The sequence below is a fragment of the Nocardia niwae NBRC 108934 = DSM 45340 genome (assembly GCF_001613465.1).
Taxonomy (GTDB): Bacteria; Actinomycetota; Actinomycetes; order Mycobacteriales; family Mycobacteriaceae; genus Nocardia; species Nocardia niwae.
In genome coordinates this window covers 329596-354302 of record NZ_BDCK01000017.1, presented here as the reverse complement: position 1 = coordinate 354302, position 24707 = coordinate 329596, and the positions used below count along the sequence as shown (strand labels likewise).

Here is a 24707-nt window from a genome sequence, read left to right as displayed (position 1 = left end):
GAGGCTGCAGGGGTAAGGGGGTTTCGTTGGCGACCGTACTGAAGATGCTGCTGGCGGAGCGGCATCTCAAGAGTCATCACGATTTTCTGGCCGCGTACGACAGGTGCGCGGCGCGCCTGGATCCGCCCATCCCACCCGGGCATGGACCGGCGAAGGCGCAGTACTACCAATGGTTGTCCGGGCGCATGATCGGACTTCCGCGCGACTATCACTGCCGGGTGCTGGAGCGTATGTTCCCAGGCTGGACCGTCGAAGGATTGTTTCAGATGGCGAACTCCACACCCGCCGACCTCCGTTCGCACGAGGCGGGCATCGTCGGCGCCGACGCCTCACTCGAGGCTTTCCTCGGCGCCGAGATGACCACCAACGGAACGACGCTGGTGTATCCGGTGTTCGAGCTGGCCCGGTCTTCCGTGGAAGCGCTGCGCGCGGCGGGGATCGGCCGGCAGCGCTTGTTCGAGAAGCAGGGCAGCATATTCCCGAAGCGATACGACGTCCCGTCCGTAGTGGGTGAGAACGAGCTTCGTGGATTGCTCTATGTGCTTTCGTTCCTGCAACGCCACACCAGCATCCCGGTCGAGGTACGCAGCGACCGCGACGTCGTCGCCCACCGCGACCGCCCGTACATCAGCTTCGGGCTCAGCGGCAACGACTGCCTTCGCCGGTATCTGGACACCGCGGAACGTCCGCTGTTCACCCTGTGGGACAGCACTGCCGAGGACGGTGCGCATACCGTGCACTTGCGGCTGGCGGACGGAAGCAGTTACAGGTCCGGCGACGACCGCAATATCGGCATCGTCGCCCGGGCACGCCCCAGCCCCGATCGGCATCCCGGCCGCTATTGGATGCACTGTGGCGGTTTGGGCGCACGCGGCACCGCCGGAGCCGGATGGTATCTCGCCCACTCGTGGTGGTCGCTGCAACAGCGAGCGGGCGATCGGGATTTCGTCGCGGTCATCGGTATCGACGAATACTCCGACCACACGATCAGCTTGGAGCATCTGCTGATCGATTCGGCCCCCGGCGGATGACCGGCCGGTCCGCCGGACTCGGATCGGTGCGGGGTACACCGTTTCCGAGTCCGGCGCGACTCGAACTTCGCGCTGCTCCCGGACGGCCGAGTCCGGCAGTGCCTCAGTATCCGGCAGGTAGCGCCGCCAGCATGTTGCGTGTCACCGCGACGGCGTTGTCGGAGCTGCCGCCGTGGACCAGCAGCGTGGCGAATGCGAGGTCGCCACGGAAGCCGACGAACCAGGAGTGCGACCCGCCGTCCACCTCGGCCTCACCGGTTTTGCCGTAGACCGCGCCTTGATCGGCGATCCGCTCGGCCGTGCCGCCGACGACCACCTGGCGCATCATCGTGCGCAGTCCTTCGATGACGTCGGGCGGCAGCGCCGGTCGATCACCGTCGATCCGGGTCGGCCGTCCCGCGAGCAGGTACGGCACCGGCGCCGAGCCGTGCGCGATGGTCGCCGCCATCAGCGCCATGCCGAACGGGCTGACCACCACTTTGCCCTGACCGATGCCGTCCTCGGTGCGCTGGATCAGGTCGTCGGCCGAGGGCACCGCGCCGGAGGTCGTCGGCAGTCCCACCACCGAATAGACCGGTCCCACACCGAGTTTCGCCGCGGTGTCGTGCAGCGCGGGGCCGGGCAGCTCGCTGGCGAGTTTCGCGAACGAGGTATTGCAGGACCGCTCATAGGCCGTGGACATCGGCACGTTGCCGACCGTGAACAGGTTGTAGTTGGGAATGGTCCGCTCGCCGATGACGATCCGGCTCGGGCACGGCAGCACCGTATCCGGAGTCGCCAGGCCGTTCGCCATGGCCGCGGCCGCGGTGACCGTCTTGAACACCGAACCGGGCGGGTACTGGCCGATCGTCGCGAGGGGACCGTCCCGGTCGGCGGCCTTGTTCTGCGCCACCGCCAGAATCGCACCGGTGGACGGCCGCAGCACCACCATCATGGTCTGCTCGGTCCGTGGTTGCACGGCGCGCTGGGCGGCGTTCTGCACGTTGCGGTCGACGCTGAGCGAGAACGACGGGGCGGGTTGGGAGGGCACGTCCATCAGCACGTCGGTGTCGGCGCCGTTGGCGTTCACGGTGACCACGCTCCACCCTGCCTTGCCGTCCACCTCCGCGATCACCGTCTTGCGCACCTGGGTGAGCAGATCGGGGGCGAATTCCCGATCGGTGGCGACCAGATCCCACTGCTGGGTCACCGTGACGCCGGGCAGTCCGATGAGATCGGTGGTCACCTGGCCGGATTCGATCTCGTTGAGCAGCGCGACCGTGTAGGCGCCCCGAGCCGCCTTCGCCTCGTCGAGGATCGACTCAGGCGTCAGCGACTTGTCGAAACGGTGCAGCGCGGCGGCGAGCGCGGTGGCCACGCTTCCGGGATCGGCGGCGTCGGCCGCGACGAACGCGACGCGTGACACCTTGCCGGGCACCATGACGTCGCTGCCGGACTGCTCGTTGACCCGCGCGCGCGGCGGCGGATTGGAGCGCAACACCATCGTCTGGGTGTCGCCGAGCTTGGGATGGATGTTGGAGGAGGTCCAGCGGACCATCCAGCGGCCGTTGCTGCGTCCCAACTGCAACTGGCCCGCGTACTTCCAGGTCCGGTTCTTGGGCAGCCGCCATTCGTAGGTGTAGTCGACGGTCGCGGTGTCACCGGTGACGCGCGCCGCGCCCGTGCGTGCGATGAGCTGTTCGGCCTGGAGCTGATCCCACGCGGAACGTAATGCGGCGCTCGCCTTCTCCGGCAGATTGGTGAGCTCGGCAGCGGTGTTCACCCGATGGTCGGCGAATGCTTTCACGAACGCGTCCGCGGCGGGGACCGGCCCTTGCGGCTCGCTCGCACAACCGGCGGCGACCACAGTGAGGGCCGCGACGGCGAGCGAGAGGAGCATCCGAGTCGGCATCGGGACCGATCGTAATGGTGACTGCCGGGCAAACGCCTGCGGCACTCCGGGATTCGCCGGGCCGTGGGCGTGCTCAGTCGACCAGAATGGTGGCGAATGTCGCGATCTGCCGGAATCCGACCCGGCTGTAGGCGCGGCGGGCGATCGCGTTGTAGTCGTTCACGTACAAGCTCGCCGTGCGGCCCGACGCGACCACGGCGTTCGCGACCGCCGCGGTACCCGCGGTGCCGCATCCCTTCCCCCGATGATCCGGATGCACCCAGACCCCTTGGATCTGGCCCGTGCGCCGGGACAGCGAGCCGACCTCGGCTTTGTAGACCACTTCCCCGTCCTCGAAACGGGCCCACGCCCGTCCGGATTCGATCAAGCTCTGGATGCGGCGGCGATAGCCGCGTCCGCCGTCTCCCGCCCGCGGATCGACGCCGACCTCCTCGATGAACATGGCGATCGCGGCCGAGAGGTAGCGGTCGAGCTCGTCGCGGCGCACCCGGCGGACCTCCGGGTCGGGCGTGGCCAGCGGCGGCTGGGCCAGCGCCAGAAGCGGCTGTTCCCCGCGTAGCTCCCGTTCCGGACCCCAGTGACCGGCCAGCATCTCCCACAGCGGCAACGCCAGTTCGCGGCGCCCCACCACCGAGGAACAGATGCGCGGCCAACGAATCGCCCGCTCGGCGAACGCGCGCAGGGCGTCACGATCCCCCAGCAACGGCACCAGATTCGCACCCGAGAAACACAGCGACTCCGCGGGGCCGCCCCTGCTCCAGAGCTCCCCCTGACCGCACCGGTTGTCCAGGCCGAACTCCTGCAAGCGGGCGGCGACCATGCACGAGGCCACCGGATCGGCATCGAGCACGCGCAAGACCTGAGCAAGATCCCGATTAGCGAGCTGCCGCGCAGGGGCGTATTTGGCCCGTCGCGCCGGCTCCAGCAGACTCCGCACGGTGACAGCCTGCCACGAACCGGCGCGATGCGGTATGGCTATGTCGAAAGCGCTGGTGAGCGACTACTCAGCGGACGGTGACGACCGGCTCGCCGGTGCCCGCGTCCTCGCCCATCTCCTCGGCGATGCGCATCGCCTCTTCGATGAGCGTCTCGACGATCTTCGCTTCCGGGACGGTCTTGATGACCTCGCCCTTGACGAAGATCTGGCCCTTGCCGTTGCCGGAAGCCACACCGAGGTCGGCCTCGCGCGCCTCGCCGGGGCCGTTGACGACGCAGCCCATCACGGCGACCCGCAGCGGCACCGCCATGCCCTCCAGGCCCGCGGTCACCTCGTTGGCCAGGGTGTACACATCGACCTGGGCGCGACCGCACGACGGGCACGACACGATCTCCAGCTTGCGCGGGCGCAGGTTCAGCGACTGGAGGATCTGCCCGCCGACCTTGACCTCCTCGGCGGGCGGCGCGGACAGCGATACACGGATCGTGTCGCCGATGCCCTCCGACAACAGCGCGCCGAAGGCGACCGCCGACTTGATCGTGCCCTGGAACGCCGGGCCCGCCTCGGTCACGCCGAGGTGCAGCGGGTAATCGCACTGCGCGGCCAGCTGACGGTAGGCCTCCACCATGACCACCGGGTCGTTGTGCTTGACCGAGATCTTGATGTCGCCGAACCCGTGCTCCTCGAACAGGCCCGCCTCCCACAGCGCCGATTCCACCAGCGCCTCCGGGGTGGCCTTGCCGTACTTCTCCATCATCCGCTTGTCCAGCGAACCGGCGTTCACGCCGATGCGGATCGGGATGCCCGCCGCGCCCGCGGCCTTGGCGACCTCCTTGACCCGGCCGTCGAACTCCTTGATGTTGCCGGGGTTGACCCGCACCGCGGCGCATCCGGCGTCGATCGCGGCGAAGATGTAGCGCGGCTGGAAGTGGATGTCGGCGATCACCGGGATCTGGGATTTCGCCGCGATGGTGGCCAGCGCGTCCGCGTCTTCCTGACGGGGGCAGGCCACCCGCACGATGTCGCACCCCGACGCGGTCAGCTCCGCGATCTGCTGCAGGGTGGCGTTCACGTCGTGGGTCTTGGTCGTGGTCATGGACTGCACCGAGATCGGGTGGTCGCTGCCCACCCCGACATTGCCCACCATCAGCTGGCGGGTCCTACGCCGTGGAGCGAGCACTGCCGCGGGAGCGGTCGGCATCCCCAATCCGATTGTGCTGGTCACCTTCGGCTGCCTACTTTCATCGTGTCCGGCCGGTTCGGTGCCGAGTCTAGCCTTGGCGCACGAAGCCCACCCTGTGACAGCAACGACAAGGCTTCCCCGGCTGACCACGCCAGACTACGTCGCCGGTCACGCCCGCCGGGCGGCGGCCCCGCTCAGAACAGCTTGATCGGGTTCACGATGTCGGCGGCCAGCGTGAGCAGCATGTACGCGCCGCCGATCACCACGACGACATAGGTCGCGGGCAGCAACTTCAGGTAGTTCACCGGCGCACCGGGCGCGAGTCCCTTCCAGCCGCGAATGGTGTTGCGGATCTTCTCGTAGATCACCACCGCGATATGGCCCCCGTCCAGCGGCAGCAACGGCAGCAGGTTGAAGATGCCGAGGAAGAAGTTCAGGCTGGCCAGCACCAGGATGAACATGTTCCACAGGCCGCGTTCCGCGGTCTCGCCGCCGATCTTGCTGGCGCCGTACACGCTGACCGGGGTCTCCGGATCGCGCTCGCCGCCGGTGACCGCGTCCCACAGCGCCGAGACCTTCGCGGGCATCTGGGTCAGCGAGTCGACGGTGCGCACGAACATGTCGCCGGTGAACACGGCGGCGGCGGGAACGGCGTCCAGCAGGTCGTATTGCACCGGGTCGTAGTGCTCCGGCGCCACGCCGATGGCGCCGACCTCGCGGCCCTCGCCGCCGCCCTCGGGGTAGCGCATGACCCGCTCCGGGGTGACCGGAATGCTGAGGGTGCTGCCGTCGCGCTCGATGAGGTAGGTGAACGGGCCGGTCTGCTTCTGGGTCTCGGCCTGGAACTGCCGCCAGGTGTTCACCTTGACGCCGTTCACCTCTTTGACGATGTCACCACGCTGCAGTCCGGCGCGCTGCGCCGGACCCGTGCCGGTGCACACCTCGCTGGAGCCGTCCGGCTTCCCCTGCGGCACGCAGCTCATGACGCCCAGCGCGGTGGCGGGCGGTTCCTTCAGGTTCGGCAGACCCCACCCGACCGCGAGCACCACGATCAGGATGAAGCCGAGGACGAAGTTCATCGCGATGCCGCCGGACATGACGACCAGCCGCTTCCAGGTGGCCTGGCGGTACATGGCGCGGTCGAGTTCTTCCGGGCGCAGTTCGTCCAGCGCGGTCATGCCCGCGATATCGCAGAAACCGCCGAGCGGAAGCGCCTTGAGGCCGTATTCGGTCTCACCGCGGCGGAACGAGAAGATCTTCGGCCCGAATCCGATGAAATACCGTCGCACCTTCATGCCGGTCGCTTGGGCGGTCCACATGTGCCCACATTCGTGCAGCGCGATCGACACGGTGATGCCCAGCGCGAACAGCACGAACCCCAACGCGAACACCATTTGCTCTACAGCCCTCCTGCGTTTGCGCAGCTCGAATATCCCGCACGCACGCGTCCGCTCCTGGCCGCGAGCACTCTGTTCACCCTAACCGGACAAAGTCCTGTCCTGTGTGTTCAGTGTGCCAGCACGCCGTCGCCGCGCGCGTCCGATCCGGTCCGGAAGGGTCTCAGCCACGAATCCGGGCGGCCGCGAACTCCCGCGCCCACGTGTCCGCGGCGAGGACCTCGTCGAGTGTTTCCGGTTCCGCGCGCCACTGCCGCGCCGCCTCCACCGCGGCGGCCACCGTGCCGACGATCTGCGGGAAACGGATGGCGCCGTCCAGAAAGGCCTGCACCGCGACCTCGTTGGCGGCGTTGTAGACCGCGGTGACGCTGCCACCGGCCTGCCCGGCGGCGCGGGCCAGCTCGACCGCGGGGAAGACGTCGTTGTCGACCGGTTCGAACGTCCAAGTGGACGCGGTGCCGAAATCGCAGGCCGCGGCCGCGCCGGGCACCCGGTCCGGCCAGCCCAGCGCCAGCGCGATGGGCAGTTTCATATCCGGCGGGCTGGCCTGCGCGAGCGTGGAGCCGTCGGTGAAGGTGACCATCGAGTGCACGATCGATTGCGGGTGCACGGTGACGTCGATGCGGTCGTAGGGGATCCCGAACAGCAGGTGTGTCTCGATCAGCTCGAGTCCCTTGTTCACCAGTGAGGCCGAGTTCAGCGTGTTCATCAAGCCCATCGACCAGGTGGGATGCGCCTTGGCCTCGGCGGGCTCGACCGAATCGAGCATCTCGGTGGTCCAGCCGCGGAACGGGCCGCCGGAAGCGGTCAGCACCAGCCGGTCCACCTCGTCGGCTCGACCGCCGCGCAGGCACTGCGCCAGCGCGGAGTGCTCCGAGTCGACCGGCACGATCTGCCCGGGAGCGGCGGCGCGGGTCACCAGCGAACCGCCCGCGACCAGCGATTCCTTGTTGGCGAGGGCCAGGCGGGTGCCCGACTGGAGGGTGGCCAGGGTCGGCTCCAGCCCGAGCGAGCCGACCAAGGCGTTGAGCACGACGTCCGCCTCGGTGCGGCGCACCAGCTCGGTCACCGCCCCAGGACCGCCCAGCGGCAGGTCCAGCCGCTGGGCCGCGGCCGGATCGGCGACGGCGACGTTGCGTGTGCCCGTAGCGGCCATCTGAGCGGCGAGCAACTCGGTGTTGCCGCCGCGCGCGGCGAGTCCGACCACCTCGAAGCGGTCGGGATTGGCGGCGATCACCTCGAGCGCTTGGGTGCCAATGGATCCGGTGCTGCCCAGCAGCAGGACTCTCACGATGTCGGACACGACTTCATTGTGTCCTACCGCCGGAACACGTTCGACCGGCGCGGGCCGACTTACAACGACGCACCGTCGTATGTCACGATATGCGGCAGTAGCTCATCGAGTGCGTACCGGAATCTCGGTACAAGTAACAGCTAAGGAGCGATCGTGGCCGCCACGGAACTCGAACACGCCGACACCGAGCGCGTCGTCACTCGCGTGGACCCCGCCGAAGTTCCCTCCGCCGCCTGGGGCTGGAGCGGCGAGTCGCGTCGCACCTTCCGGATCGCGGGCTGGATCGTCGCGCTGATCCTGCTCGCCATGCTGGTCGGCAACCACAGCGGCAAGATCGAGGACATCTTCCTCGTCGGCTTCGCCGTCCTGATCGCAGGCATCCTGATCCGCGACTCGCTGCTGCAGCGCAAGCCGCGCTAGTCCGCTCGGAAAAGCTACGCGCACAATTTCATTCGTCCTGTACCGCGCCGCACCGGCCCGGTACCGTGTGCGTCCGAGGTCCGCGCCCCAGCCGGGTCGCGGACCTCGTTTTCTGTCCGCACGAACCCTTTAGGACGCAATGACCAAGACTTTTTCGGCCGCCCTGCTCGCCGTGAGCGCGTTCGGCTCCCTGCTGCTCCTGCCCGCGGCTCCCGCGCACGCCCAGTCGCCCGCGTGCGGCGCGGCCATCGACGCGATCAATGCCGCCATCGACGAGTCGGGCGGGAATCTGGACCCGACCGTGCAGCAGTCCCTGGCGGCGAAGCTCTCCGCCATCCAGGCCGAGGGCGCGGAGAAGGCTGCCATCACCGCCTACGCTCAGGCTCTCACCGATGACAAAGTCACGAGCATGGACGCGGCGACCGACGAATTGAACCGGGCCTGCCACAGCTGAGCACGGGCGGCGCGGACCGGCCGGGTTCGCGCCGCCGCCGGAGCCGCCGAAGGCGGACCGGCTCAGCGTCCGCGGCGCCGAGAAGGTTTCTTCTTGGCAGGAACCGGGCGTCCGGCCGTCTTCTCGGCTTGCACCTTCTTCTGCGGCTGGTTCCGCTCGGCACGCGCGCGCGAGCTGCGCTCCGAACGCCCACGGACGACGCCGATGAACTCCTCGACCAGGTCGGTGGTGTGGTCGGCGGGCCAGGCCAGCGCGACCTCCGTGTCGGGTACGCCGAGCATCGGGCGGTAGACGAGGTCCCGTCGATGATGCAGGCGCGCGAGCGAGTGGGGCACGATGGCGGCGCCACCGGCCGCGGCGACGAGTTCCAACGCACCGCCGACCGCGTCGACGTCCGAGGTGTCCTGCACATGCTCGTCGGCCAGGTCGGTCATGCGCACCTCGTCGAACACCGAGAGCGGATGCTCCTTCTGCACCACGACGACGGGGACCTCACGGTAGAGCGGGATCGCGCTCATGCCTTCGCGCTCGATCGGCAGCCGGACGAAGCACATGTCCACGCGTCCCTCGCGCAGAGCCGCTTCTTGATCCGCCTGCGCCAGCGCGCTCACCTCGAGCGGGGTGTCCGGGAACCGCTCGGCCCAGATCCGGGTCCATTTGGACACCGTGACGCCCGGCACGAAACCCACGCGCAGGGCGGCCGGAGTTTCCGGTTCGCGCTGCTGCGCCGCCGACTCGGCCCGCGTGATGATCTCGCGCGCTTCCTCCAGCAAGTCCCGCCCGTCGTCGGTGAGCCGGGTCGGCTGCGCGCCGGGCACGAAAAGCTTGGTACCGAGCTCGTTCTCCAGATCGATGACGGTATGGCTCAGCTTCTGCCGCGAGATATGCAGTGACTTCGCCGCGCGCGCGAAGTGCAACTCCTGCGCGACCGCGACGAACCAGCGCAGGCGCACGACATCGATCGACTCCAACCGGCTCATTCGTGGAAGCGTATGCCACCGGAGTCAGGTCCCCCGCCGGGGAGACGGGTGTCCCGCCTCCAGGCCGCCGCGCGCGGCGGCGCCTGCCTCCGCGCCATGCGGGACGGATTCGTCCGGCCGCGCCCGTTAGGCTGTGACGGTGAGCCCGGACAAGAAACCGCAGACGATGAAGCCGCTGACGGCGGCCGGCAAACTCGGCATCTACCTTCCGGCCGCGCCCGAGGAGTTCCGCAACGCGCCGATCTCCCGCGCCCAGCTCGACGCGCTGCGCGACGATCCCCCCGCCTGGCTCACCGAACTGCGCCGCACCGGCCCGTTCCCGCGTGACGTGGTGGCCCGCAAGCTCGGCGTCTCCAACACCGGCTTGACCCGTGCCGGGGTCTCCGATCACCTCACCGCCGACGAGATCGACGCCCTGCTCGCCGACCCGCCGGGGTGGCTCGTGCAGGAGCGCGAGAACTACGCGAACGTGCGCGCGGAGAACGCGCGCATCAAGGCGAAGGAAGCCGAACGCCGCGCCGCCACCAACCGCCCGGCGAAGAACCGCGGCTAGGGCGTCATCGGTGCGGTCCGTGGGAGGACGCGCCCGCCCGGCTTCGGGCGAAAGGCTGTAGCGACGGCGTCCGACCACGTCGGGTCGGCGGAGCCAGGCGTCTCAGTTCTCCGCCGCCAACTGCCCGCAGGCCGCGGCGATCTCCTGGCCGCGGGTGTCGCGGACCGTGCAGGGGACGCCCTTGGCGTTGACGCGGCGGACGAACTCCTGCTCGACCGGTTTGGGGCTGGCGTCCCACTTGGAGCCGGGGGTGGGGTTGAGCGGGATGACGTTGACGTGCACGCGGGACCCGAGCGCCTTGTGCAGCTTCTCCCCCAGCATGTCCGCACGCCATGGGTGATCGTTGATATCGCGGATGAGCGCGTACTCGACGGAGACGCGCCTGCCGGTCTTGTCGGCGTAGTAGCGAGCCGCGTCGAGCACTTCGGCGACCGGCCAGCGATTGTTGACCGGGACCAAGGTGTCGCGCAGTTCGTCGTCGGGCGTATGCAGGGAGACCGCCAGCGTGACCGACAAGCCCTCATCGGCCAGCTTGCGGATCGCCGGAGCGAGTCCGACGGTCGAGACCACGACGTTGCGCTGGGAGATGCCCAGCCCGTCCGGCGCGGGCGAGGTGATCCGGCGGACCGCGGCGACCACCCGCTTGTAGTTGGCCAGCGGCTCGCCCATGCCCATGAAGACGATGTTGGACAGCCTGCCCGGGCCGCCGGCCACTTCCCCGTCCCGCAGCGCCGCGGCCGCGGCGCGCACCTGGTCGACGATCTCGGCGGTGGACAGGTTGCGGTTCAACCCGCCCTGCCCGGTGGCGCAGAACGGGCACGCCATGCCGCAACCGGCCTGGCTGGAGATGCACAGGGTCGCGCGGTCCGGGTAACGCATCAAGACGCTTTCCAGCAGCGTGCCGTCGCCCGCGCGCCACAAGGTCTTGCGGGTTTCCCCGTCGTCGCACGCGACGTGCTTGACCACGCTCAGCAGCGGCGGGAACAGCGCCTCGCCGATTTTCTCCCGGACCGCGGCGGGTAGATCGGTCATCCCTGCCGGATCGGCCTGCAAACGGGCGTAGTACTGGCGGGCGATCTGGTCGGCGCGGAATTTCGGCAGGCCCAGTTCCTCGACGGCCGCGCGCCTGCCCTCGGCATCGAGGTCGGCGAGGTGGCGCGGCGGCATGCCACGGCGCGGAGCATCGAAAACCAGGGGCAGGGAGACGGTCATAGTTGTTCCATTCTCCCATCCGCCGCAACCGCGCCCGCACTCGACCACATGCGGGCGGCCCGACATGCCCGGTTCGTCACCGGGAAATACCTGCGGCCGTCATAGCGGTCGGCCATGATCGAGATATGTCCACGCAACCCCCCGAACTTCCGTCGGAGCCGGACCCGGACCTGTCGCAGCGTCGGCGCACGACGCCGCCGGGCGCTCCGCCCGTCGTCCCGGCCAAGACGTCACTGGCCTCACGCACCGGTTACGCCTGGACCGGGCTCGTCGCCGGCGTCTTGATCCTGGTCCTCTTGCTGATCTTCATCGTGCAGAACCTCGAACAGGTCCAAGTGCACTTCTTCTTCTGGGACTTCTCGCTGCCGCTCGGCGTCACCGTGCTGCTGTCGGTGATCGGCGGCGCGCTCGTGATGGCCTCGGTGGGCGGCATGCGCATCCTGCAGCTGCGCCGCGCGGCCAAGAAGGGCTGACGCGCCGGATCACAGCAGCGTGGACAGCACCAGCCAGGAGACGAACGCCGAGGGAAGCATGGAGTCGAGGCGGTCCATGATGCCGCCGTGGCCCGGCAGCAGCGTACCCATGTCCTTGATGCCGAGTTCGCGCTTGATCTGCGATTCGATCAGATCGCCACAGGTGGCCACCAGCACAAGGCCGACGCCGAGGACGACGCCGATCATCGAGTTGGCCTCCAGCAGGAGCGTCACCGTGAGCAGGCCGCCGATCACACTGAACACCAGCGAACCGGCGAAACCCTCCCACGACTTCTTCGGGCTGATCGAGGGCACCATCGGATGCTTGCCGAACAGCACGCCCGCCACGTAACCGCCGACGTCGGAGCAGACCACCAGGATCATGAAGGTCAGCACCCGCAGGTTGCCGTCCGGCTCGAGCAGCAGCAACGTCGCGAACGAGGCGAGCAAGGGAATCCACGCCAGCGTGAACACGGTGATGGCGGTGTCGCGCAGGAAGTTTCGCGGCGCGGTCTGCAAACCGTGGTCGAACAGCCGCCACACCATGCAGATCAGCGTGGTGGCGGCGAACGCGCCCGCGACGCCGCTTGCACCGTACGGCCAGCCCAGCCAGAACACCGCTTGGCCGCCCGCGATCAGCGGAACCCGAGGGACCAGCACGTCGGCTTCGCGCAGCCGCTTGGCGACCTCCCAGGTGGCCACGCCGACCCCGGCCGCCGCGACCCCGATGAACACCTTCGGCACGAACAGCAGGATCGCGATCAGCGAGAGGCCCAAGCCGAAACCGACGGCGAGCGCGGCGGGCAGATTGCGGCCCGCACGTGAACCGCTCGACGCGGACGCGGTGTGGGCCGCCGCGGTGCCGGGAGACGACGCCGTGGGCCCGCCTAACGGTTCATGACAGGACGCCTCGGCATCGTGCGCGTGCTGTTGCCTCGCATCGGCTGTCCCGTTCACCGGCGGCTCCTCTGCCGCACCGGTCGCGGCGGCATTCTCGGCCACGATTGTCCCGTCGCTCAACTCGTCGTTCCGTTCGTCCCCCGCCCGGGCGGGCCTTGCGCTGTCTCGGCGGCACTCTCGGTGACGCGGGCCTCCTCCGGGCTCCGTCACGCCTGCTTGCCGATCCGCGTCAGACCTCGAGCAGTTCGGCTTCCTTGTGCTTGACCAGTTCGTCGACCTGGCCGACATACTTGGCGGTGGTCTTGTCGAGCTCCTTCTCGGCGCGCCCGACCTCGTCTTCGCCTGCCTCGCCATCCTTCTGGATGCGCGACAGTTCGTCCATCGCCTTGCGACGGACATTCCGGATGGCGACCTTGGCGTCCTCGCCCTTGCCCCTCGCCTGCTTGGCGAGTTCGCGGCGGCGCTCCTCGGTCAGCTGCGGAACACTGATCCGGATGATGTCGCCGTTATTGGTGGGGTTGACACCGAGATCCGAGTTACGGATCGCGGTTTCGATCGCGCCGAGCTGGCCGGCCTCGTAGGGCTTGATCACGACCATGCGCGGCTCCGGCACCGTGATGCTGGACATCTGGGTGATCGGGGTCGGCGACCCGTAGTAGTCGACCACGACCCGGGAGAACATGCCCGGATTCGCCCGGCCGGTACGAATGGTTCCGAGATCGTCCTTCGCCACCGAGACGGCCTTCTCCATCTTCTCCTCGGCGTCGAAGAGCGCTTCTTCAATCACGACCGTTTCCTCCACAGCGTCGTCATGTCATGATCCGCGGTCCGCGGGTATCAAGACCGAACCAGTGTGCCGATCTTCTCACCGGCGACCGCGCGGGCGATATTGCCCTTGGTCAACAAATTGAACACCAGAATCGGCATCTGGTTGTCCATGCACAAGCTGAAGGCGGTCGCGTCCGCGACTTTGAGGTCGCGCTCGATGACCTCTTTGTGCGTGATCTCGGAGTACATGGTCGCCGTCTCGTCGACGCGCGGGTCGGCGGTGAACACTCCGTCGACCGCCTTGGCCATCAGCACCACGTCCGCGCCGATCTCCAGCGCGCGCTGGGCGGCAGTGGTGTCGGTGGAGAAGTACGGCATGCCCATGCCCGCTCCGAAGATGACCACACGGCCCTTCTCCAGGTGCCGCTTGGCGCGCAACGGGAGATAGGGCTCGGCGACCTGGCCCATGGTGATCGCGGTCTGCACCCGGGTGTCAACGCCCTGCTGCTGCAGGAAGTCCTGCAGCGCAAGGCTGTTCATGACGGTGCCGAGCATGCCCATGTAGTCGGAGCGCGCGCGTTCCATGCCGCGCTCCTCGAGTTCGGCGCCACGGAAGAAGTTCCCGCCGCCGATCACCACGGCCACCTGGACGCCGGTGGCGACCACCTCGGCGATCTGCTCGGCCACCGTCTGCACGACGTCCGGGTCCAGCCCGACCTTCCCGCCGCCGAACATCTCCCCGCCGAGTTTCAGCAGTACCCGGCGATATCCTGGGCGATCGGTCCCCGGGTCCGTCATGGGTCTCCAGTCTCCTTCGGCGAGGGATTGTCGTTGTTGGGGCGATTCGTTGCGCATGGCAGGCGCCTGTGACGCAGATCAAGGCAGAGCGGCATCCATCCTGCCTTATTCGGTTGGAGCGGCAGCAGAAGGCCCCCCGTCAACCGGCGTTGGTTCGGTCGACGGGGGGCCTGCACGCTGGGGGTGCGGCGAGACTCAGTTCGCGCCGACCTCGAAGCGGGCGAAGCGGGTGACGGTGACACCGGCCTCGTCCAGCAGGGCCTTGACGGTCTTCTTCGAATCGGTGACCGACGCCTGCTCCAGCAGCACGACGTCCTTGAAGAAGCCGTTGACGCGGCCCTCGGTGATCTTCGGCAGCGCGGCCTCGGGCTTGCCCTCCTCGCGAGCGGTCTGCTCGGCGATGCGGCGTTCGTTCTCCACGATGTCGGCCGGGACCTCGTCGCGGGTGACGTACTTGGCCTTGAGCGCGGCGACCTGCATGGCGGCGGCACGGGCGGCCTCGGCCGCGGCGTCGCCCTCACCGGTGTACTCGACCAGCACGCCGACCGCGGGCGGCAGGTCGGAGGCACGCTTGTGCAGGTAGGTGGCGACCGGGCCGTTCAGCGAGATGACACGGCGCAGCTCGAGCTTCTCGCCGATCTTCGCGGCGAGCGCCTGCACCGCCTCGTCGACCGTCTTGCCGCCCAGGTCCAGGGCCTTCAGCGTCTCCAGGTCGCCCGGCTTGGCGGACGCCGCCGCGGCGACGACCTGCTCGGCCAACTGCTGGAACTCCGCGTTCTTCGCGACGAAGTCGGTTTCGGAGTTGATCTCGACCATGACGCCGTCCTTGGCGGCGACGAGGCCTTCGGCGGTGGTCCGCTCGGCACGCTTGCCGACGTCCTTCGCGCCCTTGATGCGCAGCAGCTCGACGGCCTTGTCGAAGTCACCGTCGGTCTCGGCCAGCGCGTTCTTGCAGTCCATCATCCCGGAGCCGGTCAGCTCCCGGAGCCGCTTCACATCGGCAGCGGTGTAGTTCGCCATTCTCGGCGAGCCTCCTTCGGAGAAGTGTGGGTGTTGGCAGCGGCGATCACGATGGCACTCGCCCGTGAACGCCGCCGAAACTGTGCCCAACCGCGGCGTTCGCGGGCCCCCGCGCGGTTACGCGGGCTGGTGCCTCCGGGACCGTCGCTCACGCCGCGGTGGTGACGAGCCTCAGGCCTCGGCCGAGGTCTCGGCGGCCTCGGCGCCGGGGGCGGCCTGCGCGAGCAGCTCCTGCTCCCACTCGGCCAGCGGCTCGCCCGCGCCCGCCTCCGGCTTCTCGTCGCCCGAAGCCCCGCCTGCGCGCGCCTGCACACCCTCGGCCACCGCGGAGGCGACGACCTTGGTCAGCAGGGCGGCGGAACGGATCGCGTCGTCGTTGCCCGGGATCGGGTAGTCGACCAGGTCGGGGTCGCAGTTGGTGTCCAGGATCGCGATGACCGGGATGTTCAGCTTGCGCGCCTCGCCGACGGCGATGTGCTCCTTGTTGGTGTCGACGACCCAGATGGCCGAAGGCACCTTCTGCATGTCGCGGATACCGCCGAGGGTGCGCTCCAGCTTGTTCATCTCACGCGTCAGCATGAGGATTTCCTTCTTGGTGCGACCCTCGAAGCCACCGGTCTGCTCCATGGCCTCGAGCTCCTTGAGGCGCTGCAGACGCTTGTGCACGGTGGAGAAGTTGGTGAGCATGCCACCCAGCCAGCGCTGGTTGACGTAGGGCATCCCGACGCGAGTCGCCTCGGCCGCGATCGACTCCTGGGCCTGCTTCTTGGTGCCGACGAAGAGAACGGTGCCACCGTGGGCGACGGTCTCCTTGACGAACTCGTAGGCCTTGTCGATGTAGGTCAGCGTCTGCTGCAGGTCGATGATGTAGATGCCGTTGCGGTCGGTGAAGATGAACCGCTTCATCTTCGGGTTCCAGCGCCGGGTCTGGTGTCCGAAGTGCGCGCCGCTGTCGAGCAGCTGCTTCATGGTTACGACAGCCATAGCTCCCGTATCTCTCTTTCGTTTGCCGGTTGACGCAGTGAATCGGTGATCCGCTGCCCTGGCGCCGCCGAATCGTCGGACCCGACCACGAAGGTGGGGACCAGCCGGCGATTCCCTGTTCCGAACACGCTGCCGCGAACCCAGATGTCTCGAGTCCGATTCGTACAGCGCCGCTATGAACAAGCACGGGTGGCGCGCGAAGTCGGTCCATGCAGGCACGGACCGCTCGATCAGTTTACGGCCTTCCGGCGCACAGATCTAAATCGGTCCGATCCGAAGGCTTTGACCAGGCGGAACGGTAGCTTTCCACAGGCGAGCGAGTTGTCCACAATCCACGGATCGGGCCCTCGGCGACGCCGGAACCGCGGAAGGCTGGAGCCATGAAACCGATCTCCACGGCGACCACCTTCCTCGTTCCGTTGTTCTTCGTGCTCGGCGTCGTGACCGCGCCGGCGAGCACAGCCGAGACGTCGGCCCCGAGACCCGCGTCCGGGGCATGCACGGGCTCTGCCTGCCTGCCCTCGTTGTCCGGATTACTGCGCCGCACGCCGCTTCCGTTCCGGCAATCCGGCCCCGGTGCGGCTAAGTACGCGGAGATGACTTCCGCCTCCGGCGATGGTGGCCTGTGCGCACCGCCCGTACCCCTTTGCGGGTCGTAGCCGACCTCCCGACCAGGCACGAATGCCCAATCCGAATGCCATGCGACTCGGTCGGCGTCTTTCCTCGGCGCTGGCTCTCGGCGTCGCCGCGATCGTCGCGACGACGCCGACCGCCGCAGCCGGACCCGAAGGGCGGTTCGGCTGGCCGCTGCAACCACGTCCGGCCGTGGTCCGGCACTTCGACAAGCCCGCGCAGAATTGGCTACCCGGACATCGCGGGGTCGATCTGGCCGGTGTCGAAGGGCAAGCCGTACTCGCCGCGGGGGAAGGGATCGTCGTGTTCGCGGGAACGGTGGCCGACAAGCCGGTCGTGTCCATCGAACACCCCGGCGGGTTGCGTACGACCTACGAGCCCGTACGCGCCGAGGTTTCCGTGGGAAGGCGGGTCGGACGCGGCGCGCGGATCGGCACGCTGGAGGCCGGGCACCCGGGATGCGCGACGGCGTGTCTGCACTGGGGAGCCCGCGTCGAGGGCGGTCGCCGCCGCAACCGTGAGTATCTGGACCCGCTCGGGCTTCTGCGCCTCACTCCCCTGCGGCTCAAACCGGTACGGCCCGAACCCGGCATCGGATGATCGGCCGCTGAGTTCGCGCCGCGTCTCAGTCTGTTTCGAGGCAGCCGAGACGATCGGGACCGGCGTGTCGGCGACCCGCGGTGGCGGGAGCGGGCGCGGCGGGGTGAAGATCGGGGGCATGACAGATGGGTTGTCGTCGTTCACATATTCCGAAGTCGGCGCGACCCGAGGGGTGCTGCCGGAGGGCTATCACGGGTTGCGACTGCGGCGGCGTCTCGGGCGCGGACGCGCGCTGTTCGAGCGGGCGGGAGCGGAGATTCTGAGCTACCGGGTGCAGAAGGGCACCGGGATCTTCCGGTCCGCCGATACGCCGACGGCCGAACCCGGTACCGCCGTCACGGTGCGGCTGGGGCTCGGCCCCGTGGGCATCACCGCTCCATGCCGGGTGGTGTACGTCCTCGACGAACCGGACCGGCGGGGGTTCGCGTACGGCACCTTGCCCGGACATCCGGCCTCGGGCGAAGAACTGTTCGCCGTCGAGTACGACTCCGCGGACGACACGGTGTACGGGCTCATCGTCGCGTTCTCCCGCGCCGCGACCTGGTACACCCGGATCGGCGGCCCGGTGGTGCGGCTGATCCAGCGTTTCGTCGCGGGCAGGTATATCGCGACGCTGCCGAGGTCTGCCTGACACACCGGCCGCGAGGCGCATCCGCCCAGCGTCCGACACTCTCGGGCGGGACGCGTGTCGATGAGCCTTGCCGGACCGGTGACTACGGTGTCACGATCGCGAAATCGGGGTCCGGGGCGTCGAAGATGTCGACGAGTTCGGCGAGCTTGGTGACATCTCCCTCGATCACGATGTCGCCCGCGGCTGCCGCGACGCCGAAGTCGTCGCCCGCCAGCAACACTCGGATCAGGGTCGCCTTGGCCAGCGTGAAGGTGGCGTCGGGTTCCGGCAGTTTCATGCCCGGCGCGACGTCGAAGTGGGTGAGGCGGCCGTTGCGCAGTTCCAGCCGATGCGTGCGGTCCTGGTCGGTGAGAATCCAATCCGTCACGAGCCGGTGGTTCCACGCCTTGGGACCGTCGACGCGCAACGCCAAGGCGTCGAAGATCTGGTCGACGTTCAGCGCCGCCACCATGGTCGGCGAATCGCTCTTGGTGGGCGTGCCGAACGAGCCGTAGCGCAGCTCGTAGGCTCCGCTGAGATAGAAGTTGCGCCAGGTCGCGTTCTCCGCCCCGTAGCCGAGTTGTTCGAACGTACTGGCCTGCAATTCTTTCGCGGCATCGTTGCCCGGATCGGCGAAGATGACGTAGTTGAGCACCTGCGCCACCCAGCGGTAGTCCCCAGCGTCATAGGACGTCCGCGCTTTACGCAGCACCTCGTCGGCGCCACCCATGAATTCCACGTGCCGCCGGGCGGATTCGACCGGCGGATGCTCCCACAGGTGCGCGGGGTTGCCGTCGAACCAGCCCATGTAGCGCTGGTAGATGGCTTTCACGTTGTGGCTGACCGAACCGTAGTATCCGCGCGCGTGCCAGGACTCCTCGATGGCGGGCGGAAGGGTGACCAGTTCAGCGATCTCCGCGCCCACGTACCCCTGGTTCAACAGGCGGACGGTCTGGTCGTGCAGGTACCCGTACAGGTCCCGTTGCAGCGAGAGGTACTCCACCAGTCGCGCGGTGCCCCAGGTCGGCCAATGGTGCGAGGCGAAGACGACGTCGGAGTCCCGGGCGAACAGGTTGATCGCCTCGGTCAGGTATTTCGCCCAGATGTGGGCGTCGCGCACCAGCGCGCCGCGCAGCGTGAGCACGTTGTGCAGCGTGTGGGTCGCGTTCTCCGCCATGCACAGGGCGCGGCGGTCGGGGAAGTAGAAGTTCATCTCCGCGGGGGCCTCGGTGCCGGGCGTCAGCTGGAAGACCATCCGGATTCCGTCGATCGTCTCCTCTTGACCGGTGGCGGTGATGTCGACGGTCGGCGGGATCAGCGTGACCGTGCCGACCGACGTGGTCTGCCCGAGCCCGGAGCCCACCGCGCCCAGTGGTCCGCGTGGCAGCACCGCGCCGTACATGTACCCCGCGCGGCGCGCCATCGCCGTGCCCGCGTAGATATTCTCGGCCACGGCGTGTTCCAGGAATCCGGCCGGCGCCAGCACCGGACAGCGCCCCGCCTCGACCGCCTCGGCGGTGGTGACTCCATACGCCCCGCCGAAATGGTCGGCGTGCGAATGGGTGTAGATCAGGCCGGTCACCGGGCGGTCGCCGCGATGGGCGCGGTAGAGCGCGAGACCGGCCGCCGCGGTCTCGGCCGAGATCAGCGGGTCGATCACGAGGACGCCGGTCGCGCCTTCGACCAGCGTCATGTTGGAGATGTCGAGACCTCGGATCTGGTAGATGCCGTCGCTGACCTCGAACAACCCCTGCCGTACCACGAGGCCGGACTGCCGCCAGAGACTGGGATGGACCGAGGCCGGGCAGGATTCCCGCAGGAACGAATAGGAGTCGTTGTCCCACACGACCGTCCCGTCCCCGGAGGTGACCACGCCGGGCTCCAGCGCCGCGATGAAGCCGCGCTCGGCGTCGGCCGGATCCGCCGTGTCGGCGAAGGGCAGTGCTGCGGCCGTACGCCGATGCTGCGCGACGATGAAGTCGCTCGGCTCGCTCGCTGTGCTCATTGTCGTCCTCCTGTCGTCTCGGCCAACGTTGCGGGCCGCTCCCCGTCAGGGCAGCGGATCGAGAAACCCGGCCGCCGCGGCGGCGGCAGCGACCACCACCACCGCCGCTGCGGTTACGGCGATGACGCGATCGCCATGGGCGTAGCGGCCTCGGCGCAGGCCGCGATTGCGGAGATAACAGGCCCCGGCCAGCGCCGCCATGGCGATCGCGGCGCCGACGGGCGCGACCGCGGCCGCGCGCCAGCCGCTGCCGAGCGCCTGATGCACGAACAGCGTGCCGACGACCATCGCCGACACGGCGGTGCGCCGCCACGCCAGTGCGGTGCGTTCGGCGGACAGATGTGGCGCGCTCACCGCAGCAGCACCGCCACCGCCGCCAGTACGGAGACGATCGCGATGCCCGCCGACAGGATCGGCACCAGCACCGTCTCCGGCAGCGGATCGCCGTGGCGCATGGCCACCCCGACGCGCCGCCAGTGCGCGTACGCACCGACCGCGACGACCACCGCCAGAACCAGGCAGCTCAGCGCTATAGCGCGCCGTAATCCGGCGATCCTGAAAGACTGCACCAGCGTGTGCACGGCGACGCCACCGGCCAGCAACCCCAGCGCGGTGCGCATCCAGGCCAGGAACGTGCGCTCGTTCGCGAGCGTGAAGCGGTAGTCGAGTTCCTCTTCGCCCTCTTCCGATTCGGCTTCCGGGTTCGGCAGCGTCACGCCGCCTCGGTTCGGGTCGGGAGACACCGCGTACCGGCCCATGTGCGTCCGGCGACGTCGGCCGGGCCACGACGGAAGGGGTGGCTTCTCTCGGCGCGAAGCGATGCCCCGGTGCATCGGGTGATGCCGGACTGCACGGTGGTCACGACGAACCACGCTAGTGCGCGCCGCGGGAACCCGCGCCGGACGATCACCTGCCACGGGAACGCACGCCGTGCCGGTAGGCGCGCCGGACGCAAGTGCTCGGTGAAAACGCCCATCGTCACGGTGTTCGAACGAAACTCTGCGGGCCTGCACCTGCGCGGCGGGGCCGGCAACCCCGATCCGATGGCCGGTCCGCCACCGCGCAGCTCTTGTGACGATCGTTCACCGTCGCGTGATCCGACCAGTTCGCAGCCTTCTTCGGCGGCACTGTTCCGGTCGGCGACGATCACGGGCACACTCCGTTGCTGAGCGCTTGGCAAACGATCGGCTACGTCAGGCTAACCGGAGCCGCGCCCGACCGTCCACGCTCCTCGCCCGCCCGTGACCGGGTGGTTATGCGGCCGGAGAGGGCGTCAGAGGGCGGTCGCGTCGTCGAATGTCATGGCCAGTCGCGAGACCGACGACGACATCAGCGCGCGCCGCGGCAGGCCGATCGACCGGAGCTCCGCGGCGATCTCGTGGTCGCCCAGGGTCAGCTGCGCCCCGCCGAGACGCGCTCGCATGCCGGAGGGACGCATCTCCCAGCGCGTGCAGCGGGTGACGCCGTCGATGTGCGAGTAGGCGTCGAACGACGACCCCGCGGCGCCGCGATTCGGGGTCGCGAACCCCGGCCGGACCGTGAGATCCGCGATGAGCCGCCCGTCCTGGTGCAGCGCGCCGCTGCGCGTCCGGTCGTCGTGGTCGACGACGAATTCGGCGAGTTCCTTGGGGAAGCACCAGATACCGCGGCCCGCGGCCAGGGTGAAGTCGCCGTCGACCGGCAGCCGGTGAATCAATACCCCGGCCCGCCCGGTGATCAGCGCTTTCAGATCGCCCGACCTCGATGCGGCGGTGTGGTGGCGCACCATGAACGAGACGCCGAACTCGTTGTAGGGGCCCAAGTCGCCGTCGACGTAGTCGACGAAGACCAGCGTGCACATCGCCCGCGCGCCCGGGAGCCGGAGAATCCGCAGACCGGAGTAGTCGATGAGGCGCTGTGCGGGCTCCGCGGGCACGAGGTAGGTCGCCATGAACGCGCGTGCGAGCCGGATGCGGACCGGCATTCGCACCTCTCGGCCGAGAACGGTGTGCGTGCTCATGTCGACGCCTTTCTGCACAGCGGCGCCCGGGCGCGCCGCGTTGCTTTGCGAGAGCCTCTCGCCGGATCAGATCAACCTATAGAACACGTTTCAATTTATCCCGGCAATATCGCTGTGCACCCGATTTCATTCTTGATAACACGTTTCAGGCGCGGCCGGGGTCTCTCGCCGGAGACTCTTGCCGGGGTTCCTGCAGATTGCGCAGACGCGCTTCCAGACCGTCGAGGACACAGAGCAGGCCGAAGTCGAACGCCATCGCACGCGCGGCCTCCTGGTCGGTCGGCGCGGTCGCCCGAAAGTCCGCGAGCATCTCGGGATAGTCGCCCGCCAGCTCCCCCATCACCTGCAGCATGCCGTCGGCGTCGATCTCCATACCCTGGGACACTTTGGCCCAGGCGATCTCCGGAATCACCTGGCCGAGGACGAAACACATCACCGTCCCGCTGGCCAGATAGATGTCCACACCGTGAAAACCGGCTTGGACGAACGCGCGGCGCAGCCGATCGCTCAACCGCAGCGAGTTCGGGCCGATGCTGGGCAGCTGCCCCACCAGCGATGCCATCCAGGGGTGCTCCCTGATGGACGCGCGCAGGCTGTAGGCGAAGGTGTTCAGCAGCTCGCGCCAGGAAGCCTGCTCGGGCTCCGGAGTTCGCACCAAGCCCCAGAACTCGTCGAGCACCAGCTCGAGCAACTCGTCCTTGTTGGACACATGCCAGTAGAGACTGGTTGCGCCGGCGCCCAGTTTGGCGCCGAGCTTGCGCATGCTCAGCGATTCCAGCCCCTCGGCGTCGAGAATCTCTACCGCCGCAGCGACGATCTGCTCGCGGCGCAGCCCGGACGACTTGGGCTGGCGCGACTGTTTGGTCCATACCGACGCGAACTGCTTGGTCACGACACGATTCTATAATCGCTCGCACACTGTTCGAGATTCTCGTACGCTGTGCGAGTGGAATCGAACGATGTACGAGACCCCCGCCGCTGGTGGGTCCTGGGGGTCCTCTGCCTGTCCTTACTCGTGCTGATGCTCGACAGCACCGTGCTCAATCTCGCGATCCCCTCGCTGATCCGGGAACTAGGCGCGACGCCGTCGGACGTGCAGTGGATTCTCGACGCCTACGTGCTGGTCTTCGCCGGGCTCCTGCTCACCGCGGGCAGCCTGTCCGACCGGTTCGGCAGGCGGCGAGCGCTGATCACGGGGCTGGCCGTGTTCGGCGTGGCGTCACTGGCCGCCGTGCTGGCGACCGAGCCGTGGCAGGTCGTGGCGGCGCGCGTCGCGATGGGCGTCGGAGGATCGCTGTTGATGCCGTCGACCCTCTCGATCCTGATGACCACTTTCGCCGAGGACGAACGGCGCACGGCGATGGCGGCATGGTCGACGGTGTCCATGGTCGGCATCGTCGCCGGACCGACACTCGGAGGCTTCCTGCTCCAGCACTACTGGTGGGGTTCGGTGTTCCTGCTGAACATCCCGGTGGCGCTGCTCGCGATCGTCGCGGCCGTTGTGCTGATGCCGGAGACCACCGGCGAACAGCGGCCGGTCGATCCGGTCGGCGTCGTCCTGTCCGTCGTGGCACTGAGCGCGACGGTCTACGTGATCATCGAGCGGGAATGGAACATCGGCGTGATCGCACTGGCCGTCGGGGCGGCGGCCGCCTTCGTCGTCTGGGAGAGCCGCTCGGACCATCCGATGCTGCCCTTGGCGGTGTTCCGCAGCCGCGATTTCACCGGCACGTGCTTCACCTTGCTGCTGATGGTCTTCGGCATGGGCGCGGTCATGCTGATGCTCACCCAATACCTGCAATTCGTCCTCGGCTACGGCCCGATGAAAGCCGGGCTGGCGCTGCTGCCGTACGCGGTAGCCGCGGCGATCTGCAACGGCCTGGGCGCGACGCTGGGCAAGACGCTGAGCAACAAGACACTGATCGTGTCGGGCCTGCTCGTCATGGGCGTGGCCTTCGGCATCCTCGCGGCGGGCAGCGGGTATCTGTGGGTGCTGGTCAGCATGCTGGTGATGGGGGTCGGCGGCGGTTTGGCGGGTCCGGCCGCCTACGCGGCCATCATGAGCGCGATACCGCTGCAGCACGCCGGCGTCGGCTCCGCGATGAACGACACGATCCAGCAGGTGGGCATGGCGATCAGCATCGCCATCCTCGGTAGCGTGCTGGCCGGTGTCTTCACCTCGCACATGCCCGCCGACGCCCCGGACGCGGCGCGCGAATCCATCGGTGCCGCCTTCCAGCTCGGGTACATCGAGCCCGCCAAGGACGCCTTCACCGCCGCCATGTCCACCGGCGCGTGGATCAGCGCCGGATTCAGCATCGCCGCCGCCTTGCTCGGTGCGGTCCTGCTGCGCGCCCGGCGGCCGCAAGTAGCCGGCCAGCCGGAAACCGCCCCGGTCGCGCACGGTTGATCACGCTCGCGGGCCGCGCCGGGCACGGTGCGCGCGCATCGCCCCCTCGCGGCCCGCCTGGCTCGACGAGTGCGTGCGGGCTGGGCAGAATAGCGATACCGAAGTCTCCTCGGTTCCCCCGGTATGAATGATTCCGACCCGGGGGTTGATGGTCT

The 24707-nt window shown here is 68.5% G+C and carries 25 protein-coding genes; 8 read left to right on the top strand and 17 right to left on the bottom strand.

Annotated features, from left to right (window positions below; all coding sequences use genetic code 11):
• The first annotated feature begins 26 nt into the window (after positions 1-26).
• Positions 27-1031: a hypothetical protein gene (locus NNI01S_RS10535; protein ID WP_157114685.1), complete on the top strand. Its 1005-nt coding sequence runs from the start codon at positions 27-29 to the stop codon at positions 1029-1031.
• Between the two features lie 103 nt (positions 1032-1134).
• Here NNI01S_RS10535 and NNI01S_RS10530 read toward each other — a convergent pair whose 3' ends face one another.
• From NNI01S_RS10530 to dxr, 5 genes are all read right to left on the bottom strand, one after another.
• Positions 1135-2922 (bottom strand): penicillin-binding transpeptidase domain-containing protein, encoded by a 1788-nt coding sequence (locus NNI01S_RS10530; RefSeq protein WP_084488681.1) that lies wholly within the window; start codon positions 2920-2922, stop codon positions 1135-1137.
• Between the two features lie 73 nt (positions 2923-2995).
• A complete protein-coding gene (locus NNI01S_RS10525; RefSeq protein ID WP_084488680.1) occupies positions 2996-3859 on the bottom strand; it encodes a GNAT family N-acetyltransferase in 864 nt (287 codons plus the stop codon).
• A gap of 67 nt (positions 3860-3926) precedes the next feature.
• Positions 3927-5084, bottom strand: a complete 1158-nt coding sequence (gene ispG, locus NNI01S_RS10520) for a flavodoxin-dependent (E)-4-hydroxy-3-methylbut-2-enyl-diphosphate synthase (protein ID WP_063019821.1) — start codon at positions 5082-5084, stop codon at positions 3927-3929.
• 152 nt (positions 5085-5236) lie between these two features.
• Positions 5237-6436 (bottom strand): M50 family metallopeptidase, encoded by a 1200-nt coding sequence (locus NNI01S_RS10515; RefSeq protein ID WP_063019820.1) that lies wholly within the window; start codon positions 6434-6436, stop codon positions 5237-5239.
• A gap of 166 nt (positions 6437-6602) precedes the next feature.
• Positions 6603-7742: a 1-deoxy-D-xylulose-5-phosphate reductoisomerase gene (gene dxr / locus NNI01S_RS10510; protein WP_063019819.1), complete on the bottom strand. Its 1140-nt coding sequence runs from the start codon at positions 7740-7742 to the stop codon at positions 6603-6605.
• A gap of 144 nt (positions 7743-7886) precedes the next feature.
• Between dxr and NNI01S_RS10505 the strand changes: the two genes are divergently transcribed.
• Positions 7887-8153 (top strand): DUF2631 domain-containing protein, encoded by a 267-nt coding sequence (locus tag NNI01S_RS10505; protein WP_063019818.1) that lies wholly within the window; start codon positions 7887-7889, stop codon positions 8151-8153.
• A gap of 139 nt (positions 8154-8292) precedes the next feature.
• Positions 8293-8607 carry a hypothetical protein gene (locus NNI01S_RS10500; protein WP_063019817.1) on the top strand — a complete coding sequence of 105 codons (315 nt, stop codon included), beginning with the start codon at positions 8293-8295 and terminating at the stop codon, positions 8605-8607.
• Positions 8608-8669: 62 nt separating this feature from the next.
• On the opposite strand, the gene NNI01S_RS10495 is transcribed toward NNI01S_RS10500, so the two are convergent.
• Complete coding sequence (locus NNI01S_RS10495) at positions 8670-9587, bottom strand: LysR family transcriptional regulator (RefSeq protein ID WP_063019816.1); 918 nt, start codon at positions 9585-9587, stop codon at positions 8670-8672.
• A 139-nt stretch (positions 9588-9726) separates the two neighbouring features.
• Between NNI01S_RS10495 and NNI01S_RS10490 the strand changes: the two genes are divergently transcribed.
• Positions 9727-10140: a DUF5997 family protein gene (locus NNI01S_RS10490; RefSeq protein ID WP_063019897.1), complete on the top strand. Its 414-nt coding sequence runs from the start codon at positions 9727-9729 to the stop codon at positions 10138-10140.
• Between the two features lie 102 nt (positions 10141-10242).
• On the opposite strand, the gene rlmN is transcribed toward NNI01S_RS10490, so the two are convergent.
• Positions 10243-11352 carry a dual-specificity RNA methyltransferase RlmN gene (gene rlmN, locus NNI01S_RS10485; protein ID WP_063019815.1) on the bottom strand — a complete coding sequence of 370 codons (1110 nt, stop codon included), beginning with the start codon at positions 11350-11352 and terminating at the stop codon, positions 10243-10245.
• Between the two features lie 125 nt (positions 11353-11477).
• Here rlmN and NNI01S_RS10480 point away from each other — a divergent pair, with 125 nt between their 5' ends.
• Positions 11478-11825 (top strand): LapA family protein, encoded by a 348-nt coding sequence (locus tag NNI01S_RS10480; RefSeq protein WP_063917392.1) that lies wholly within the window; start codon positions 11478-11480, stop codon positions 11823-11825.
• Between the two features lie 9 nt (positions 11826-11834).
• Here NNI01S_RS10480 and NNI01S_RS10475 read toward each other — a convergent pair whose 3' ends face one another.
• The 5 genes from NNI01S_RS10475 to rpsB form a co-directional block, all read right to left on the bottom strand.
• Positions 11835-12845 (bottom strand): phosphatidate cytidylyltransferase, encoded by a 1011-nt coding sequence (locus tag NNI01S_RS10475; protein WP_063019814.1) that lies wholly within the window; start codon positions 12843-12845, stop codon positions 11835-11837.
• Between the two features lie 109 nt (positions 12846-12954).
• Entirely contained in the window at positions 12955-13512 is a 558-nt protein-coding gene (gene frr / locus NNI01S_RS10470; RefSeq protein WP_040868343.1) for a ribosome recycling factor, read from the bottom strand.
• A 50-nt stretch (positions 13513-13562) separates the two neighbouring features.
• Positions 13563-14291 carry a UMP kinase gene (gene pyrH / locus NNI01S_RS10465; protein ID WP_040780648.1) on the bottom strand — a complete coding sequence of 243 codons (729 nt, stop codon included), beginning with the start codon at positions 14289-14291 and terminating at the stop codon, positions 13563-13565.
• A 195-nt stretch (positions 14292-14486) separates the two neighbouring features.
• A complete protein-coding gene (gene tsf / locus NNI01S_RS10460) occupies positions 14487-15311 on the bottom strand; it encodes a translation elongation factor Ts (RefSeq protein ID WP_063019813.1) in 825 nt (274 codons plus the stop codon).
• Positions 15312-15482: 171 nt separating this feature from the next.
• Entirely contained in the window at positions 15483-16295 is an 813-nt protein-coding gene (gene rpsB / locus NNI01S_RS10455; RefSeq protein WP_063019812.1) for a 30S ribosomal protein S2, read from the bottom strand.
• Positions 16296-16976: 681 nt separating this feature from the next.
• On the opposite strand from rpsB, the gene NNI01S_RS10450 reads away from it, so the two are divergent.
• Together NNI01S_RS10450 and NNI01S_RS10445 are read left to right on the top strand one after the other, a co-directional pair.
• On the top strand, positions 16977-17528 hold the full coding sequence (locus NNI01S_RS10450) for a M23 family metallopeptidase (RefSeq protein WP_084488678.1): 552 nt from the start codon (positions 16977-16979) through the stop codon (positions 17526-17528).
• A 118-nt stretch (positions 17529-17646) separates the two neighbouring features.
• Positions 17647-18159 carry a DUF1990 domain-containing protein gene (locus tag NNI01S_RS10445; RefSeq protein WP_063019895.1) on the top strand — a complete coding sequence of 171 codons (513 nt, stop codon included), beginning with the start codon at positions 17647-17649 and terminating at the stop codon, positions 18157-18159.
• A gap of 82 nt (positions 18160-18241) precedes the next feature.
• On the opposite strand, the gene NNI01S_RS10440 is transcribed toward NNI01S_RS10445, so the two are convergent.
• The 5 genes from NNI01S_RS10440 to NNI01S_RS10415 form a co-directional block, all read right to left on the bottom strand.
• Positions 18242-20143 carry an alkyl/aryl-sulfatase gene (locus NNI01S_RS10440; RefSeq protein WP_063019810.1) on the bottom strand — a complete coding sequence of 634 codons (1902 nt, stop codon included), beginning with the start codon at positions 20141-20143 and terminating at the stop codon, positions 18242-18244.
• Positions 20144-20188: 45 nt separating this feature from the next.
• Entirely contained in the window at positions 20189-20497 is a 309-nt protein-coding gene (locus NNI01S_RS10435; protein WP_063019809.1) for a DUF202 domain-containing protein, read from the bottom strand.
• The gene (locus NNI01S_RS10430; protein WP_063019808.1) at positions 20494-20859 is read right to left on the bottom strand and encodes a YidH family protein; all 366 of its coding nucleotides are present in this window, start codon (positions 20857-20859) and stop codon (positions 20494-20496) included. The genes NNI01S_RS10435 and NNI01S_RS10430 overlap by 4 nt, the downstream gene beginning before the upstream one ends.
• A 557-nt stretch (positions 20860-21416) precedes the next feature.
• The gene (locus NNI01S_RS10420; protein ID WP_063019806.1) at positions 21417-22142 is read right to left on the bottom strand and encodes an acetoacetate decarboxylase family protein; all 726 of its coding nucleotides are present in this window, start codon (positions 22140-22142) and stop codon (positions 21417-21419) included.
• Positions 22143-22287: 145 nt separating this feature from the next.
• Positions 22288-23034, bottom strand: a complete 747-nt coding sequence (locus NNI01S_RS10415) for a TetR/AcrR family transcriptional regulator (protein ID WP_063019805.1) — start codon at positions 23032-23034, stop codon at positions 22288-22290.
• Positions 23035-23088: 54 nt separating this feature from the next.
• Between NNI01S_RS10415 and NNI01S_RS10410 the strand changes: the two genes are divergently transcribed.
• A complete protein-coding gene (locus NNI01S_RS10410; RefSeq protein WP_063019804.1) occupies positions 23089-24552 on the top strand; it encodes an MFS transporter in 1464 nt (487 codons plus the stop codon).
• Positions 24553-24707: the final 155 nt, after the last annotated feature.

Excerpts from the sequence above, each read along its gene's own strand:
- NNI01S_RS10450 (WP_084488678.1), top strand. The coding sequence starts at position 16,977 with ATGCCCAATCCGAATGCCATGCGACTCGGTCGGCGTCTTTCCTCGGCG.
- NNI01S_RS10495 (WP_063019816.1), bottom strand. The coding sequence starts at position 9,587 with ATGAGCCGGTTGGAGTCGATCGATGTCGTGCGCCTGCGCTGGTTCGTC.
- NNI01S_RS10480 (WP_063917392.1), top strand. The coding sequence starts at position 11,478 with ATGTCCACGCAACCCCCCGAACTTCCGTCGGAGCCGGACCCGGACCTG.
- NNI01S_RS10420 (WP_063019806.1), bottom strand. The coding sequence starts at position 22,142 with ATGAGCACGCACACCGTTCTCGGCCGAGAGGTGCGAATGCCGGTCCGC.
- NNI01S_RS10440 (WP_063019810.1), bottom strand. The coding sequence starts at position 20,143 with ATGAGCACAGCGAGCGAGCCGAGCGACTTCATCGTCGCGCAGCATCGG.
- NNI01S_RS10500 (WP_063019817.1), top strand. The coding sequence starts at position 8,293 with ATGACCAAGACTTTTTCGGCCGCCCTGCTCGCCGTGAGCGCGTTCGGC.
- rpsB (WP_063019812.1), bottom strand. The coding sequence starts at position 16,295 with ATGGCTGTCGTAACCATGAAGCAGCTGCTCGACAGCGGCGCGCACTTC.
- tsf (WP_063019813.1), bottom strand. The coding sequence starts at position 15,311 with ATGGCGAACTACACCGCTGCCGATGTGAAGCGGCTCCGGGAGCTGACC.
- NNI01S_RS10515 (WP_063019820.1), bottom strand. The coding sequence starts at position 6,436 with ATGGTGTTCGCGTTGGGGTTCGTGCTGTTCGCGCTGGGCATCACCGTG.
- pyrH (WP_040780648.1), bottom strand. The coding sequence starts at position 14,291 with ATGACGGACCCGGGGACCGATCGCCCAGGATATCGCCGGGTACTGCTG.
- rlmN (WP_063019815.1), bottom strand. The coding sequence starts at position 11,352 with ATGACCGTCTCCCTGCCCCTGGTTTTCGATGCTCCGCGCCGTGGCATG.
- NNI01S_RS10530 (WP_084488681.1), bottom strand. The coding sequence starts at position 2,922 with ATGCCGACTCGGATGCTCCTCTCGCTCGCCGTCGCGGCCCTCACTGTG.
- NNI01S_RS10445 (WP_063019895.1), top strand. The coding sequence starts at position 17,647 with ATGACAGATGGGTTGTCGTCGTTCACATATTCCGAAGTCGGCGCGACC.